The organism is uncultured Tessaracoccus sp. (assembly GCF_947286155.1).
GTDB lineage: Bacteria > Actinomycetota > Actinomycetes > Propionibacteriales > Propionibacteriaceae > Arachnia.
On record NZ_CAMYPD010000054.1, the window covers coordinates 1 to 16,285 of the forward strand.

11 protein-coding genes and 1 riboswitch are annotated in these 16,285 nt (G+C 64.2%); of the genes, 7 read left to right on the forward strand and 4 right to left on the reverse strand.

Annotated elements, in window-relative coordinates:
• Positions 1-591: 591 nt before the first annotated feature.
• From Q0X68_RS11440 to uvrA, 4 genes are all read right to left on the reverse strand, one after another.
• Entirely contained in the window at positions 592-1,287 is a 696-nt protein-coding gene (locus tag Q0X68_RS11440) for an energy-coupling factor ABC transporter ATP-binding protein (protein WP_297751872.1), read from the reverse strand.
• Positions 1,284-1,883, reverse strand: a complete 600-nt coding sequence (locus tag Q0X68_RS11445) for a biotin transporter BioY (RefSeq protein WP_297751875.1) — start codon at positions 1,881-1,883, stop codon at positions 1,284-1,286. The genes Q0X68_RS11440 and Q0X68_RS11445 overlap by 4 nt, the downstream gene beginning before the upstream one ends.
• 89 nt (positions 1,884-1,972) lie before the next feature.
• Positions 1,973-3,892: an excinuclease ABC subunit UvrC gene (uvrC, locus tag Q0X68_RS11450; protein ID WP_297751878.1), complete on the reverse strand. Its 1,920-nt coding sequence runs from the start codon at positions 3,890-3,892 to the stop codon at positions 1,973-1,975.
• Positions 3,885-6,731 carry an excinuclease ABC subunit UvrA gene (uvrA, locus tag Q0X68_RS11455; RefSeq protein ID WP_366128305.1) on the reverse strand — a complete coding sequence of 949 codons (2,847 nt, stop codon included), beginning with the start codon at positions 6,729-6,731 and terminating at the stop codon, positions 3,885-3,887. The genes uvrC and uvrA overlap by 8 nt, the downstream gene beginning before the upstream one ends.
• Before the next feature lie 213 nt (positions 6,732-6,944).
• Here uvrA and Q0X68_RS11460 point away from each other — a divergent pair, with 213 nt between their 5' ends.
• The 7 genes from Q0X68_RS11460 (at position 6,945) to gcvP (ending at position 16,145) form a co-directional block, all read left to right on the forward strand.
• Positions 6,945-7,640 carry a hypothetical protein gene (locus Q0X68_RS11460; protein ID WP_297751880.1) on the forward strand — a complete coding sequence of 232 codons (696 nt, stop codon included), beginning with the start codon at positions 6,945-6,947 and terminating at the stop codon, positions 7,638-7,640.
• A 113-nt stretch (positions 7,641-7,753) separates the two neighbouring features.
• The gene (locus tag Q0X68_RS11465; protein ID WP_297751883.1) at positions 7,754-8,449 is read left to right on the forward strand and encodes a maleylpyruvate isomerase family mycothiol-dependent enzyme; all 696 of its coding nucleotides are present in this window, start codon (positions 7,754-7,756) and stop codon (positions 8,447-8,449) included.
• Positions 8,450-8,571: 122 nt separating this feature from the next.
• Positions 8,572-9,492 carry a hypothetical protein gene (locus Q0X68_RS11470; protein ID WP_297751886.1) on the forward strand — a complete coding sequence of 307 codons (921 nt, stop codon included), beginning with the start codon at positions 8,572-8,574 and terminating at the stop codon, positions 9,490-9,492.
• A 36-nt stretch (positions 9,493-9,528) separates the two neighbouring features.
• Complete coding sequence (gene uvrB, locus Q0X68_RS11475; protein WP_297751889.1) at positions 9,529-11,574, forward strand: excinuclease ABC subunit UvrB; 2,046 nt, start codon at positions 9,529-9,531, stop codon at positions 11,572-11,574.
• Between the two features lie 56 nt (positions 11,575-11,630).
• Positions 11,631-11,714: riboswitch (glycine riboswitch) on the forward strand.
• Positions 11,715-11,829: 115 nt separating this feature from the next.
• A complete protein-coding gene (gcvT, locus tag Q0X68_RS11480; RefSeq protein ID WP_297751892.1) occupies positions 11,830-12,945 on the forward strand; it encodes a glycine cleavage system aminomethyltransferase GcvT in 1,116 nt (371 codons plus the stop codon).
• A 10-nt stretch (positions 12,946-12,955) separates the two neighbouring features.
• The gene (gcvH, locus tag Q0X68_RS11485) at positions 12,956-13,315 is read left to right on the forward strand and encodes a glycine cleavage system protein GcvH (protein ID WP_297751894.1); all 360 of its coding nucleotides are present in this window, start codon (positions 12,956-12,958) and stop codon (positions 13,313-13,315) included.
• A gap of 1 nt (position 13,316) precedes the next feature.
• Entirely contained in the window at positions 13,317-16,145 is a 2,829-nt protein-coding gene (gene gcvP / locus Q0X68_RS11490; protein WP_297751896.1) for an aminomethyl-transferring glycine dehydrogenase, read from the forward strand.
• Positions 16,146-16,285: the final 140 nt, after the last annotated feature.

Here is a 16,285-nt window from a genome sequence, read left to right on the forward strand (position 1 = left end):
CTACGTCTCGTGGGCTCGGAGATGTGTATAAGAGACAGGCATCCACGAGCGTCGGCACGAGCAGCGAGACGAGGTTGCCGTCCCGCCCGCGCGCGCGGGCAGCGTCGCGGGAGGTCTGGAACGAGCCGAGCAAGTATGGGATGGAGCGCACCATGATGGCGACGGTGAGCGCAATCTGATCGACGTTCACACCCACCCGCCGCAGCGGCGAGAGCCCGCGCACCAACGCGTCGAGCAAATCAGGTGTGCTGGTGGTGAGGGTGAGCATCCGGGAGGCGAGCACTGCGACGAGCAGGTTGCCGGTGGTGATGAACGCGAGCAGCGGGCGCAACGTGACGAGCTGAAACACTGCGATGCCGGCAAGTAAAATCCACAACATCGAACCGATGTTGAGGGCACGCCGGAAGGTGACCCCCGAGGTGCGCAGCAGCGCCAACACGACGGTGAGTGATAGTGCCGTCATCCACCATGTGCCCATGATGAACGTCGGCAGCGTGACGATGATGAGCAGTAGATACTTCCAGCCGACGCCGATGCGGAACAGCCAGCCGTCGCCGGGTTGGTAGATGCCGAGCAGGCTCGCGTGCACGTTCACTGCATGCGCGCCTTGTAGTAAGCGACCGCGGCGGCCGGGTCGTCGTCAGCAACAATCCTGCCGTCCTCCACGACGATGGCTCGCTCGGCGAGCAGCGCGAAATCGAGGTCGTGCGTAGAGAAGATCAGCTGTTGCTCAAGCTGCTCAAACGCCCCCCGCAGGGCCTGTTTGTTGCGGAGGTCGAGCAGCGTCGTCGGTTCGTCGGCCACCACCACGGTGGGAGATACTGCGAGCACGCTGGTGAGCGCGACGAGTTGACGCTCGCCGCCCGAGAGATCGTAGATGGATTGGTGCGCGACACCTCCGATCCCCCGGGCGTCGAGCAGCTCTTGGGCGCGGGCAAGGCGTTCCGGCTTCGATTTGATGACGCTGCGTAGGCTGAGCTCGATGTCTTCGATGGGTGTGGACATGAGCAGCTGTGACAGCGGATCGGTGAAGATGAACCCGACGAGTTTGCGGACCTGCTTGCCGTCTTTCGCGGTGTCGTGCCCATCGACGGTGACCGTCCCGCTCGTCGGTAGCCGAAGCCCGTTGAGCAGGCGCAGCAGTGTGGACTTCCCAGAGCCATTCGCCCCGATCACGACGATGCGCTGCTGCGTGAGCTCCAACGAGATGTCGTCGAGGAGTATCCGCTCCGGGTCACCTTGTCGCAGCGGGGGTACGCTCAGCCGAACGTCGCTGAGCTCGATCATCGTTGCATGAGCCTCGGGAACGCCTTGAAGATCGCCAGCGCAACCACGACGGCGACGATGGTCTTGAGCACGTCACCGGGCCAGAAGATAAGGTCCGCTGCGAGCGTTTTCGCAAACGGATCCTTAGTTGTCATCGCTATGCCAAGGGTGCCAAGCGGGTACATGATGAGCACGCGGCATGCGAGCACGGTGAGCGTCAGCCACAGCCAGGTGAGCTTTTGGAGCCCGTTGCGCAGGATGCGTCGAGAGATGAGCCCCACCACGATGGTGCACACCACGAAGGCGATGAGGTAGCCGACCGTCGGCCCGAACCACGGGGCGAGGCCCGCCTTGCCCTTGGCGAAAATCGGCAGCCCTGCGGTGCCCATCAGGAGGTAGAGCAGCACCGCCGCTGCACCCCGCCATGGCCCGAGCACCAGTGCGGTGAGGGTGATGCCCAGCGTCTGCAGCGTGATGGGGATGCCCAGACCGCCGACGGGGATCGCGGGCATCACCGATAGGGCTGCGATGAGCGCGGCGAACACGGCGATGTAGGCCATATCGCTGGCCTCAAAGGTGCGGGTGGCCGGCCGTGTGGTGGCAGAGGCGTCGGACATGGGTGTCTCCTTCTGGGCGATCGTTGAACAGCATTCAACACCATGGCTTGAATAGTGTTCAAACCGGGGGCGTTATGTGTGCGGTGTCCTCACGTTTCCGTCACCTCGCCTGTGGTGAGGTTGATTGCCTCGCCGCCGGAGGCCTGCACCACGTCGTAGATGGCCTTGGCCAGCCCCGGCCCGATCCCGGGCACCTCGTCGATCTCTTGAACTGTGGCGGCACGCAGCTTCTTCACGCTGCCGAAATACTTCATGAGCGCCTTTCGGCGGACGTCACCGAGGCCGGGTACGCCGTCGAGGATGGAGTCGATGAGCGCCTTACCGCGTCGCTGCCGGTGGAAGGTGATCGCGAAGCGGTGTGCCTCGTCGCGGGCGCGTTGCATGAGGTAGAGGCCGTCAGAGGTGCGTGGAAGAATCAGCGGGTATTCCTCCCCCGGCAGCCACACTTCCTCGAGGCGTTTCGCGAGCCCACACAACGCGATGTCGTCGCTTAGCCCGAATTCCTCGAGCACCTTCGCCGCGGCCGCTACCTGCGGCGCCCCGCCGTCGACGATGATGAGGGACGGCGCATACGCGAAGCGCTTGGCCACCCCCGTCGTAGCATCGACGAGATCGTCGGCCTCGTTGTCTTTCAAGCGCCGCAGTCGGCGGGTGAGCACCTCGCGGATGGCGCGGACATCGTCGGAGCCCTCGAAGCCCTTAATCAGGAAGCGCCGATACTCGGAGTTGCGTGCCAGCCCGTCCTCGAACACCACCATGGAGCCGACGACCTCCTGGCCCATCGTGTGCGAGATGTCGTAACACTCGATTCTGAGCGGCGGGGCCGGCAGCCCCAGGGCCTCCTCGATCTCTTCGAGTGCGCGGTTGCGGGTGGTGAGGTCGGTGGAGCGCTTGCGTTTGTACTGTTCCAGCGCGAGTTCGGCATTCTTCACGACGGTGTCCAGCAGCCGCCGCTTCTCTCCCCGCAGCGGCACTCGCACCTCCACCGTCGCACCGCGCCGGGCTGTGAGGAGCTCCGCGACGGCGGGTTCGGCCTCGACGGAGGTGTACACCGTGGGTGGAATGTCGGCGTCGTCGGCGGCGTAGAGCTGGGCGATGAATGCTTCGACGAGCTCCGTGATCGGGCGGTCGTCGGAGCGATCCGCCACCCAACCGCGCTCGCCGAGAATCTTGCCTCCGACTACGTGAAATACCTGGACGGCCACCTGGGTTGGGTCCTCTGCGAACCCGACGACGTCGGCGCGCTTGCCGTCGTTAAACACGACAGCTTGCTTCTCCTGCACCTTCTTCATCGCGTCCAGCGCGTCACGCAGCGTGGCGGCGCGTTCGAAGTTGAGATCGGCAGATGCGTCGTACATGGCGCGTTCAACCCGCCCAATCACGTCGCCGGTTCTGCCGCCCATAAAGGCCATCAGCTCGCCCGCGATCTCACGGTGCTCCTCCGCCGAAACGCGCCCGATGCAGGGCGCGGAGCATTTGCCGATGTCACCCAGCAGGCAGGCGCGCCCGGAGCGGCGCGCGCCGTCGAACACACCTTTCGAACACGAGCGCATCGGGAACACGCGCAGCAACAGATCGAGCGTGTCGCGGATAGCCCAGGCCTGCCCGTAGGGGCCGAAGTACCTCGTGCCGCGCTTCTTCGCGCCGCGCCCCACCATGACGCGGGGGAACTCCTCGCTCCAGGTGACGGCCAGCCAGGGGTACGACTTGTCATCGCGGTACTTCACGTTGAAGCGCGGGTCGAACTGCTGGATCCACGTGTACTCCAGCTGGAGCGCTTCCACCTCGCTGCCGACGACGGTCCAGTCGACCCGCGCCGCCGTGCGCACCATCGTTTGGGTGCGGAAGTGCTTGTTCTCAAGGTCGACAAAGTACGAGCTCAGGCGGTTACGGAGATTCTTCGCCTTGCCGACGTAGATGACGTTGCCGAAGGAATCGAAGAACCGGTAGACGCCCGGCGAGGTGGGGATATCCGACGTGCGCGGACGATAGCTGGCCGGATCAGCCATGCGGTGCCAACATCTCGCGGAGGAACTTGCCCGTCTCGGAGGCGTCGTTGGCGGCCACGTCCTCCGGCGTACCCGTTGCGACGACGAGGCCGCCGCGCGAGCCGCCGTCGGGCCCCATGTCGATGAGCCAGTCGGCGCACTTGATGACGTCGAGGTTGTGCTCGATCACGATCACCGTGTTGCCTTGGTCGACGAGGCGCTGCAATACGACAAGCAAGCGTCGGATGTCTTCGAAATGCAAACCCGTGGTGGGCTCGTCGAGGACGTAGAGCGTGCGGCCGGTGGAGCGTTTCTGCAGTTCGGCGGCCAGTTTGACACGCTGCGCCTCGCCGCCGGACAGCGTCGTGGCGGGCTGCCCGAGACGCACATACCCGAGGCCTACCTCGTCGAGCGTCTTCAAATGGCGACTAATGGAGCCGATGGCGCCAAAGAAGTCGACGGCCTCCGCGATGGGCATATCCAGGACATCCGAGATGGATTTGCCCTTGTAGTGCACCTCGAGTGTCTCGCGGTTATAGCGGGCGCCATCGCACACCTCGCACGGCACGTACACGTCGGGCAGGAAGTTCATCTCGACGCGGATGGTGCCGTCGCCCTTACATGCCTCGCAGCGCCCGCCTTTGACGTTGAAGGAGAATCGCCCGGCCTGGTAGCCGCGCACCTTCGCCTCCGGTGTTTCTGCGAAGAGCTTGCGGATCTTGTCGAACACACCGGTGTAGGTGGCTGGGTTCGACCTGGGGGTGCGCCCGATAGGTGACTGATCCACCTGGATGATCTTGTCGAGGTGTTCGAGGCCCTGCAGTTTGCGGTGTTTCCCGGGGACGTTCCTCGCGTTGTAGATGGCCTTGGCCGCAGCGGGGTACAAAATGCCGTTGACCAAGGACGACTTGCCAGAGCCGGAAACCCCGGTGACCGCGATGAACGTGCCGAGCGGGAAGTCGACGTCCACCTCGCGCAGGTTATTGTGTCGGGCACCCTGCACCGACAGCGTCGATCCGTTGCCCTCGCGGCGCACCGCCGGAACGTCGATGGCGAGGTTGCCCGAAAGGTACTGCCCTGTCTTGGAGTCTGGATTCGCCAGGAGCTCGTCGAAGCTACCGGAGACGACGACCTCCCCGCCCAGCTCCCCCGCGCCTGGGCCGATATCGACGATCCAGTCGGCGTGCCGGATGGTGTCCTCGTCGTGCTCCACGACGATGAGCGTGTTGCCCATGTCGCGCAGGCGCTCGAGTGTCGCCACGAGCCGGAGGTTGTCGCGCTGGTGCAACCCGATGCTGGGTTCGTCGAGCACGTAGAGCACGCCCACCAGCCCGGCGCCGATCTGCGTCGCGAGCCGGATGCGTTGCGCCTCACCGCCGGAGAGCGTGCCGGCTGCGCGCGAGAGCGTGAGGTAGTCGAGCCCCACGTCAATCAGAAACTTCAACCGCGCGAGGATCTCCTTGATCACGCGGGCGGCGATCGTCGCCTCCGTGCGCGTGAGTTCGAGGGAGTTGAGCCATTCGAAGGCCTCCCCCACCGAGAGCGATACGAGTTCCGAGATGTTCTTGCCGTACACCGTGACTGCGAGCGACGAGGGCTTCAACCGCTCGCCTTGGCACGTGGGGCAGGCGAGTTCACGCATGTATTGCCCCCACCGTTCGCGCGCGTTGTCGGTTTCCGCTTCGTCGTGGCGTCGTCGGATGAACGGGATGATGCCTTCGTACTTTTGTGAGAAGGTGCGCAGCCTGCCGAATCGGTTGCGGTACTTGACGACGACGTTGCCGGGCATGCCGTGCAGGATGAGTTTGCGTGCCGACTTGGACAGTTCACGCCACGGCACCGTCATCGAGAAGCCGTGTTCCTCCCCCAACGACGTGAGCACGTGCTCGTAGTGGTTCTTGAGATGGGCGTTGTTCCACGGTGCGATGGCGCCGTCGCGCAGCGAGAGGTCTTCGTCGGGAATGATGAGTTCCGGGTCGGGGTCGAGTACCGCGCCGATGCCGGTGCAGTCGGGGCACGCACCCCAGGGGCCGTTGAACGAGAACTGCCGAGGCTCGAGCTCCTCCATCTGCACGTCGTGATCATTCGGGCAGCCAAGCTTCTCCGAGTAGCGCCGCAGTCGCTCGGGGGCATCGTCGGGAAGGTCGACGAAGTCGATTGCCACGACGCCGCCTGCCAGCTCGAGTGCGGTCTCAACGGATTCCGTGATGCGCTGCTGTGCCTTCGCCCGGACGACGGCACGGTCGACGATCACCTCGACGTCGTGCTTGCGCTTCTTGTCGATCGTGGGCAGGTCGGTGAGCTGGTAGCTCTCGCCGTCGATGCGCACGCGCGAGTATCCGTCGCCGAGGAGTTGCCGGAAGAGTTCTGAGAACTCGCCTTTCCTTCCGCGCACCACAGGGGCGAGAATCTGGAAGCGGGTGCCTTCGTCGAGGGCCATCAGACGATCGACGATCTGCTGCGGGGTCTGCTTGCCGATGGGCGCACCGCACTCGGGACAATGGGGGATGCCGATCCGTGCGTACAGCAGACGCAGGTAGTCGTAGATTTCTGTGATGGTGCCGACGGTGGAGCGAGGGTTTCTGCTCGTCGATTTCTGGTCGATTGACACCGCCGGCGAGAGGCCTTCGATGAAGTCCACGTCGGGTTTGTCCATCTGGCCCAGGAACATACGCGCGTACGCAGACAGCGACTCTACGTATCGTCGCTGTCCTTCGGCGAAGATCGTGTCGAACGCGAGTGAAGATTTCCCCGAACCGCTCAACCCCGTGAACACAATCATCTTGTTTCGGGGAAGGTCGAGGGAGACGTTCTTCAGGTTATGTACCCGCGCGCCGCGCACCACGAGCTGGTCAGTCACATCGATAACTGTAGTACATGTGTCCAAAAACTGCCGGAGTCGACGACACGGATGGGTTCTGGCAAGGTTGGTGCCTGCGATGAAGGTCGCCACACGACATGCGCGAGAACGTCACTTTGTGACCTCTCCACCAATTACAGTCAGTGCGTTGGTTGGGGCACCAAGCCTCGTTCAGCGCCCCAACCCGATGTAGATCCACGAGCAAGGAGCACCATGAGCACACCGCAGGGCCCCTCCCATGGGCCACAGCAGTTCCCTGGCCAACAGCCCCAGCACCCCGACCAGGCTGGGCAGCCAGGTCAGCCTTTCGGTCAGCCCGGACAAGACGATCAGCAGTTTGCCGGCCAGCATCCTGGACAGCCCATGGGAGCACCAGGCAGGCCGAAACGCTCGGCCTTCCAGAACTTCAAGCTGATTCTCTCGGTGATCATCGTGATCGTCATTATTGGTGTCACGGGTTGGAATTGGTACAGCGGGCAGCAGCGTGACCAGGCTCTCACCGTCGGTCAGTGCGTGTACATCACGGGCGAAAGGGATCAGGCCGAGGTCGAAGCCGCTGATTGCGACGCTGATGGCTCGAAGCAGGTCGTATTGCGCGTCATCGAAAAGCACGACGGCGCCGCCACCTGTGACGACGATATGATCGAGTATTCGGAGACCAGCAGACGCCGCCGCACTGGCACCGAACGCACCGATAAGACGGTGTGCCTCGCCGAAGTTCTCTCCGAGGGCAAGTTCTACAAAGCCGATGAGTCCCTCGTGTCCGGTCTGCGCGAGGTGAAGTCCGCCGAGGAAGCCACGTTCAAGGTATCGAAGGTGCACGAATCTGCAGACGGCAGCTGTGCCGATAAGGAGATAGTCGCCAGCTACGCCAAGTGGCCGCGCACCTACTGCCTCGCAAAACCGTAGGCCCACAGGCTGGCCCTACTCAGCATCGAGATGGGGCCGGCCTACACACAGCCAATCGGAACATCGTGACACGATTCCCGCCGCGGTCCTCGTCCATTTGATAGTTTGACAACATGACCCAGTCGCTCGCCTTCCCAGAGGTTCTGGACGCAATCCGAACTCAGACGACGCGCCTCCTCGGAACCACCATTGAGTTCGACGAAGACGACTGGGCTGCACCTACAGTGCTACCTGGTTGGACGCGGTCGCATGTGGCTGCGCACCTCGTCGAACAGGCAAGGCGCTTAACGAAGGCGCTCAGTGCCGAACAAGCATGCGACCCGGAGCCCGACCCCGCCAGCCTCCGATGTCAGTGGGAACGACAGGCCATCGACGAGGGCCTCACTCTACAAATTCGGCTCGACGAGTCTGCCGGGCAACTGCAAGACGCCCTCGCGGGGCTCGGACGCCACACCGAGACGGTGCGCATTGCCGACGGCTGGACTGGCCCCGCATCCCTCATGCCAGCATTGAGGTTGCGCGAACTCGTCGTGCATCACTTCGATCTCATCGGACGCGAAGCCCTCGACGTTCCCACCTCAGCGCTGCTCACCATTGCAGAATTCGAGACGCTTCGCCCCCGCAATGCAGGGCTTCCACCCGTGTTATTGGTGGCTGACGAGGGATTCTCAGCGCGAATTGGTGCAGACTCGGGTGACACCACGACGGTCATCGGCCCACTCCCCGACCTCTGCCTCTGGCTCGCGCGAGGTATCGCGTCAGACCACATTAGTGGTGCGAGCGCGGTGCCCATGCCGCTGAGCACCTAAACCAGGGTTGGCAAATACGTGCCTCGAGCGCTAGTGGACCTTCGGCTCCGCCCATGGCATATTCCTCACGCTGAACTCAGCGTGCTCTAAGCTGTTGGCGACACTACGTGTTGGGAGGAACAATGACGCAACCCCCGAATTGGCAGGGCAATGGCAATACTGGGGGTGGCTGGAACCAGCCAGGCCAGGGGCAAGGGCACCTAGGCTACGGGCAGCCAGGCCAGGGCTTCTCGAACCAGGGCCAAGGCTATCCACAGCGGTACTGGCAGCAACCCTACGGCCAGGGTGCGGGCCAACAGTTCCCTCCCGCAGGCGGCCAACCCTACGGATACCCACCCCAGGAACCGAAGAAGGGGTTCCCCACCGTCGCTGTCATCTCCGTGCTCGCCACGCTCCTGATCGTCGCGGGCGGCGTCGGTATCTTTCTCGCAACCGAGGGCGAGGAGCCCACCGCTCAGCCATCTACGCAGGAGAGCAGCGAGTCTTCCGATTCACCGAGCGAGTCTCCGTTTGACGACCCGAGCGCGACACCCGAGAAGGAGCCCCCGGCAACGCCTGAGGAAGAGCCTCCTACAGCGCCTGCGTCGCATCCGTCCGACGCCCGTACGCAACCGGCGAACCAGAACCCCCGCGACTTCGACCTCCGTGACTTCCCGGCCAACACGTGTTACACCGTCAAGGGTTCGCCAAACAATCCGACGTTGGAGAAGTCGCCATGCCAGCAAGATCCTGCAGACGGCGTGACGCTGTATGCCATGTTCTCCCGCGCTGGAAAGCACGCGTGTTATCGCGGGTTGCCCATCGAGAGGGTTCGAGGCTCCGAGGTGATCGCAACGATGTGCTTCGGCCCCGAATTCGTGGAAGGCCATTGCTACAGCAAGGACAACCACATATCCGGCTACCAACCCGCGAAGTGCCCCAACGGTGATTTCAAGGTGGCGTCCGTCGTTCCGCGTGCCAATGCCACCTGCTCCGACAGTCAGAGGGCCTACGGCTTCGGTTCCGATTGGAACCGCACCTATTGCTTCGCGCCCCCGAAGTAGTGCGTTCTCAGGAGACTGCCGCGTACGCTAGGGGTTATGCGCCCGATCGAAGAACTCCAACGTCAAGTAGCACCGCTCAAGGTGCACGCTGATTTCGAACCTTCGGGGGATCAGCCGAAGGCGATTGATGAGCTCGAGCAGCGCATCCGAGCAGGTGAACAGGATGTCGTGCTCCTGGGCGCGACAGGCACGGGCAAGACAGCGACGATCGCGTGGCTCGCGGAGCGCTTGCAGCGCCCCATGTTGGTGATGCAGCCCAATAAAACGCTGGCGGCCCAGTTCGCAGCCGAGCTGCGTGACTTCTTCCCTGATAACGCTGTCGAGTACTTCGTGTCGTACTACGACTACTACCAGCCCGAGGCGTACCTACCGCAGACCGATACCTACATCGAGAAAGACTCCTCACTCAACGAGGAGGTGGAGCGGATGCGACACGCCGCCACCAGCTCACTGCTGACGCGCCGCGATGTGATCGTCGTCGCCACGGTTTCGGCCATCTACGGCCTCGGCACTCCCGAAGAATACCTCGACCAGCGCGTCACGCTACGCGTGGGCGACGAGATGGATCGCGACGATCTCCTCAGGCATCTCGTCGACATCCAGTACGCACGCAACGACATGGGCGGCGGGCGCGGCACCTTCAAAGTAAAGGGCGACACGCTCGAGGTCTACCCCATGTACGAGGAGAACGCCGTCCGGATCGAATTCTTCGGCGACGAAATCGAGCGGATCGCCACCATCCACCCCGTCAGCGCAGCCACCCTGCACGAGGACGAACAGATCTACATCTTCCCCGCATCCCACTACGCCGCGGGCAACGAGCGCATGGAGCGCGCGATCAACGGCATCGAGGCGGAACTTGCCGCACGTCTGCAAGACCTCGAAGCGGCCGGCAATCTCCTCGAGGCACAGCGCCTGAAGATGCGCACCACCTACGACCTCGAGATGATGCGTCAGATCGGCACCTGTTCCGGCATCGAGAACTACTCGCTCCACATCGACGGACGCGAGCCGAGCAGTCCCCCGTCGTGTTTGCTGGACTACTTCCCCGAAGATTTCGTGCTCGTCCTGGACGAGAGCCACGTGTCCGTGCCACAGATCGGCGGCATGTTTGAAGGCGACGCGTCCCGCAAGCGCACACTGGTGGAGCACGGATTCCGGCTGCCCTCCGCACTCGACAACCGCCCCCTACGGTTCGACGAATTCCAAGAACGCATCGGGCAGACGGTGTACCTCTCGGCCACGCCCGGGCCGTACGAGCTCGAGCGCGCCGACGGTGTGGTCGAGCTCATCATCCGCCCGACCGGCCTCGTCGACCCCGAGATCGTCCTGAAACCCACCAAGGGCCAGATCGACGACCTCATCGCCGAGGTGCAGGCCCGCACCGAGCGCAACGAACGCGTACTCGTCACAACGCTAACGAAGAAGATGGCCGAAGACCTCACCGATTTCCTCGTCGAGGCAGGCATCCGCACCCGATACCTGCACTCGGACATCGCCACCTTGGAGCGGCTCGACCTGCTGCGCGATCTACGCCTTGGTGAGTACGACGTCCTCGTCGGCATCAACCTGCTGCGCGAGGGCCTCGACCTCCCGGAGGTGTCACTCGTCGCCATCTTGGATGCCGACAAGGAAGGATTCCTGCGCTCAGAACGCTCCCTCATTCAGACCATCGGGCGCGCAGCGCGTAACGTCGCTGGCCAGGTACACATGTACGCCGACTCGGTGACACCGTCGATGCAAGCCGCGATCGACGAGACGAACCGTCGCCGCGACATCCAGATGGCGTGGAACCGCGAGCACGGCATCGATCCGCAGCCACTGCGCAAACGCATCGCGGATGTGAGCGAGATGCTCGCGCGCGAGGACGCCGATACCCGGGATCTCCTCGAAGGTGCAGGCAAGCGCGCGCTAGACACGTCGGCGATGGCGGAACAGGAGCTCGCTCAGCTCATCGAAGACCTCACCGCGCAGATGCATCAGGCGGCCGCGGAGCTGCAATTCGAGCTGGCCGCCCGGCACCGCGATGAGATCGCTGACCTCAAGAAGGAGCTGCGACAGATGATCGAGGCCAATAAGTAACCCGCATCTTTTTTCACCGGGTCGCAGCTACGCCAAAAATCTGCTGCTACGCTCAGGCTTGTCGCCCGGGAGAATCGACATCGATGCCGAAGGAGCAATCGCCCCGATAATCTCTCAGGCCCCAGAACCGGGCGATGCACAACTCTGGAGAGTGGCCACGTGGCCCGCCGAAGGATCAAAGATCTCAGGTACCGAGGACAGAGGGGGCGCCGACCCCGTCGGCTCTGCCCGCTCGACCACCGTGGAGGCACCGCAATGACTGCCCTGTTAACCACCCCGCTGCACGACTTCCATATCGCCCATGGCGGCTCCATGGTGGAGTTCGCCGGCTGGGACATGCCGGTGCATTACACCGCCGGTTTGCTCGCCGAACACAAGCACACTCGTGAAGCCGCGAGCCTGTTCGATGTCAGCCACATGGGGCAGGTGCTGCTCCGGGGTGACAGCCTCGAAGCAGCCGGGGCCGCGCTCGAGACGCTCACTCCGGCGAGCGTGCTGGGGTTGAAACCATGGCGGCAGCGCTACGGGCTCTTCACCAACGCCCAGGGCGGCATTCTGGATGATTTCATGTTCGCCAACCACGAGACGCACTGGTTCCTCGTCGTGAATGCCGCGAGGACCGAGCACGACCTGGAGCTATTGCAGCAGGTTGACGGGTTGGAGGTAGAGCATGTCCCCAACCGGGCGCTGCTGGCGGTGCAGGGGCCGCAGGCGGAAGCCGAGCTCGCCCGCCTCATCCCGGACGTGACCGCAATGGTTTTCATGGATTCGCGACGGCTCAATTGGGATGGCACCGAAGTATGGGTTTCCCGATCTGGATACACCGGCGAGGACGGATTTGAGATGTCGCTGCCCGCGGAACGCGCCGTCGAGTTCGCGGAAGCGCTGCTCGCAGGCAACGTGGTTCGCCCTGCCGGGCTGGGCGCCCGGGATTCGCTGCGACTGGAGGCCGGCATGTGCTTGTACGGCCACGACCTCTCCCCCGACATCACGCCCGCCCAGGCCGACCTCGGCTGGGCCGTGCCGAAGGTGCGGCGCCCTGGCGGCAGCCGGGCAGGCGGATATCCCGGCGCGGCCATCGTCGCCGGTGAACTCGCCGACGGCGCCCCGCGCGTGCGCGTCGGTCTCCGCCCCGAGGGGCGTGCTCCCATTCGCGAGGGTGCTCGCATCTTCGCCGACGACACGAGCGCCGAGCCGATTGCCGAGGTCACCTCCGGCTCGTTCAGCCCGACCCTGCGCGCACCGGTGGCCATGGCAATGCTGCCGCACGGGTACACCGTCGGCGATGCGGTGTTCGCAGAACTACGCGGCAAGCGGGTGCGGTGCACCGTCGCAGATCTTCCTTTCGTCCCACTCAACTACAAGCGCTGAAGGAGCCAACATGATCAAGTACACCGAAGACCACGAGTGGCTGGAACTGCACGACGACGTCGCCACCGTCGGTATTACTGCGCATGCCGCGGAGCAGCTCGGCGATATCATTTTCATCGAGCTCCCCGAGGAGGGAGCGGCGGTCGCGGAGGGCGACGAGATCGTCGTGATCGAGTCGGTGAAGGCCGCCTCGGACATCACGGCTCCGGTGAGCGGCACCATCGTCGAAGCAAACGCGGCAGTGGTCGATGATCCTGCGAGCGTGAACGACGACGCCATGTCGGCCTGGTTCTTCAAGATCAAGCTCGACGACCCGTCCATCGTCGAGGGGTTCATGGACGAGGACGCCTACGAGGCCATGATCGGCTGATATGTGGACCGCGACGAACTACGATCCTGACGATTTCGCACACCGTCGGCACATCGGGCCCTCCCCCTCCGAGCGCGAGCGTATGCTCGACGCCATCGGTGTGGCGTCGGTGGAGGAGCTGATCGACCAGACGATTCCCCGCAGCATTCGGCAAGCTTCCGAGTTGGATTGGGCGCCGCTCACCGAAGGCGAGGTGCTGGCCCGCCTTCGCGAGGTTGCGGCCGGCAATCAGCTCATGACGTCGCTCATCGGGCAGGGCTACTACGGCACGGTCACGCCGCCAGCAATCCAGCGCAACATCTTCGAGAACCCCGCCTGGTACACGGCCTACACGCCCTACCAGCCCGAGATTTCCCAAGGACGTTTGGAAGCACTGCTGAACTTCCAGACGATGGTCTCCGACCTCACCGGGCTGCCCATCGCCAACGCAAGCCTCCTCGACGAAGCCACCGCCGTCGCTGAGGGCATGGCCATGGTGAAGCGCGCGTCGAAGGCGAAGTCGAACGTGTTCTTCGTCGACGAGGAGCTCCACCCGCAGGTGATCTCCGTGCTCCTCACTCGTGCGCGTCCGCTAGGTGTGAAGTGCGTCGTCGGGTCGTTGGATTCGTTGCGCGCCGACCAGGTGTTTGGCGCCGCGCTGGCGCATCTCGGCACGCACGGCGAGCTGCGTGATCTATCGCAGCAGTGCGCCGATTTGCATGCCGCGAAGGCACTGGCGGTGGTCGCTTCCGACTTGCTGGCGCTCACGTTGGTGCAAGAACCGGGCGCGATGGGTGCCGACGTGTGCGTGGGCTCCGCGCAGCGCTTCGGCGTGCCGATGGGTTACGGTGGCCCGCACGCCGCGTTCATGGCGACGACGGACGCGCTCAAACGCACGATGCCGGGGCGGCTCGTCGGGGTCTCCGTGGACGCATCGGGCGCGAAGGCCTACCGGCTCGCGCTGCAGACCCGCGAGCAGCACATCCGCCGGGAAAAGGCGACGTCGAACGTCTGCACGGCGCAAGCGCTCCTGGCTGTGATGGCGTCGATGTACGCGGTGTTCCATGGCCCACAAGGGCTGAGGGCCATCGCCGAGCGTGTACACCTGTGGACGGCTTCGGCTGCCCGCGCGCTGCGTGACGCCGGTTTCCAGGTGTCGCCGCAGCACTTCTTCGACACGTTCACCGTGCACGTCGGCGAGCGCCAGGCCGATGTGTTGATGAACGCCGAACGCCGCGGGCTGAATCTTCGCCGCGTGGGGCGCGACGCCGTCGGGATGAGCTTCGACGAGACAACGAACGCCGACGTCGTGGGGCGCTTGCTGGACGCGTTTGGCGTCGACGCGACTGCCGAGCCCGCCGCTGAGCCCGCCATTCCCGACGAGTGGGTGCGCACCAGCGCCTACCTCACGCACGAGGTGTTCCACATGAACCGGGCCGAGACGGAGATGATGCGCTACATGCGCCGACTCTCCGATCGCGATTTGGCGCTCGATCGCGCCATGATCCCGCTTGGATCCTGCACGATGAAGCTCAACGCGGCGGTCGAGATGATGCCGGTCTCGTGGCCGGAATTCGCCGGGCTGCACCCCTTCGCGCCGTCCGACCAAGCACGAGGCTACGCGGAACTCGTCGAGGATCTCGAGCAGAAGCTCTGCGCGATCACCGGATACGACGCGTTCTCGATGCAGCCGAACTCCGGCGCACAGGGCGAGTTCGCGGGGCTCATGACGATCGCTCGCTACCACCGCTCGCGCGGTGACGAGCAGCGTCGGATTTGCCTCATCCCCACCTCGGCCCACGGCACCAACCCGGCATCGGCACACATGGCCGGCCTCGACGTCGTCGCGGTGAAGTCGCTCGACAACGGCGACATCGACCTCGACGACTTCCGCGCCAAGGCAGATGCCGCCGGCGACGAGCTCGCCGCCGTGATGATCACGTACCCGTCGACGCACGGCGTGTTTGAAGACACGGTGCGCCAGGTGGCGGAGATCACCCATGCGCATGGCGGGCAGGTCTACATCGACGGCGCCAATATGAACGCCCTCGTCGGGCTGGTGAAGCTTGGTGAGATTGGCGGCGACGTGAGCCACCTCAATCTGCACAAGACCTTCGCCATTCCGCACGGTGGCGGCGGTCCGGGGATGGGCCCCATCGGGGTCAAGCAGCATCTTGTAGAGCACCTGCCGACCGATCCGGCGACGGGCGAGGAGGGTGCGGTCAGCGCTGCGGCGTTCGGTTCTGCGTCGGTGCTGCTGATCTCCTGGGCCTACCTGTTGCTGATGGGTGGCCAGGGGCTCAAGCATGCGACGGAGTCGGCCATTTTGAATGCCAACTACATCGCGGCGAGGCTGGGCGAACGCTACCCGGTGCTGTACGCGGGTGAGGCAGGGCGCGTCGCGCACGAGTGCATCCTCGACACCCGTGTGTACGCGCCGAAGGTGACTGTTGATGACTTCGCGAAGCGCCTTGTCGATCACGGTTTCCATGCGCCGACGATGTCGTTTCCCGTCGCGGGCACGCTGATGGTGGAGCCCACCGAGTCGGAGACGCTGTTCGAGCTGGATCGCTTCTGTGACGCCATGCTCGAGATGGCCGACGAAGCTGACGCGGTGCTGCGTGGAGATATCGCGCCGGAGGATTCGCCGCTTCGGCATGCGCCGCATACCGCGAGGAGCCTCGTCGGAGACTGGAACCGGGCGTACACGCGTGAGCAGGCCGTGTTCCCGGCAGGCACTCGCAATGTCGACAAGTACTGGCCCGCAGTGGGTCGCGTCGACAACGCGTACGGCGACCGCAACCTCATGTGCACGTGTCCCCCGTGGGGCGAGGACAACTTGGACGCCTGAGCCCCTCCACGAATCGGGGTCCGCCACGCCCGGAGCATCCAGCGCCTCCCCCTCATATCCCCCGTGGTGCCTCATTGTCAAGTCTCCGCGAAATTGGGGTTGTGCCTCAGATAGTTTTCCCCGCGTGACAGGGGTTAGCT

What these genes read in the sequence shown, in the direction of transcription:
- gcvP (WP_297751896.1), top strand. Translation starts at nt 13,317, where the DNA reads ATGTGGACCGCGACGAACTACGATCCTGACGATTTCGCACACCGTCGG.
- Q0X68_RS11440 (WP_297751872.1), bottom strand. Translation starts at nt 1,287, where the DNA reads ATGATCGAGCTCAGCGACGTTCGGCTGAGCGTACCCCCGCTGCGACAA.
- gcvH (WP_297751894.1), top strand. Translation starts at nt 12,956, where the DNA reads ATGATCAAGTACACCGAAGACCACGAGTGGCTGGAACTGCACGACGAC.
- uvrC (WP_297751878.1), bottom strand. Translation starts at nt 3,892, where the DNA reads ATGGCTGATCCGGCCAGCTATCGTCCGCGCACGTCGGATATCCCCACC.
- Q0X68_RS11470 (WP_297751886.1), top strand. Translation starts at nt 8,572, where the DNA reads ATGACGCAACCCCCGAATTGGCAGGGCAATGGCAATACTGGGGGTGGC.
- Q0X68_RS11460 (WP_297751880.1), top strand. Translation starts at nt 6,945, where the DNA reads ATGAGCACACCGCAGGGCCCCTCCCATGGGCCACAGCAGTTCCCTGGC.
- Q0X68_RS11445 (WP_297751875.1), bottom strand. Translation starts at nt 1,883, where the DNA reads ATGTCCGACGCCTCTGCCACCACACGGCCGGCCACCCGCACCTTTGAG.
- gcvT (WP_297751892.1), top strand. Translation starts at nt 11,830, where the DNA reads ATGACTGCCCTGTTAACCACCCCGCTGCACGACTTCCATATCGCCCAT.
- uvrB (WP_297751889.1), top strand. Translation starts at nt 9,529, where the DNA reads ATGCGCCCGATCGAAGAACTCCAACGTCAAGTAGCACCGCTCAAGGTG.
- Q0X68_RS11465 (WP_297751883.1), top strand. Translation starts at nt 7,754, where the DNA reads ATGACCCAGTCGCTCGCCTTCCCAGAGGTTCTGGACGCAATCCGAACT.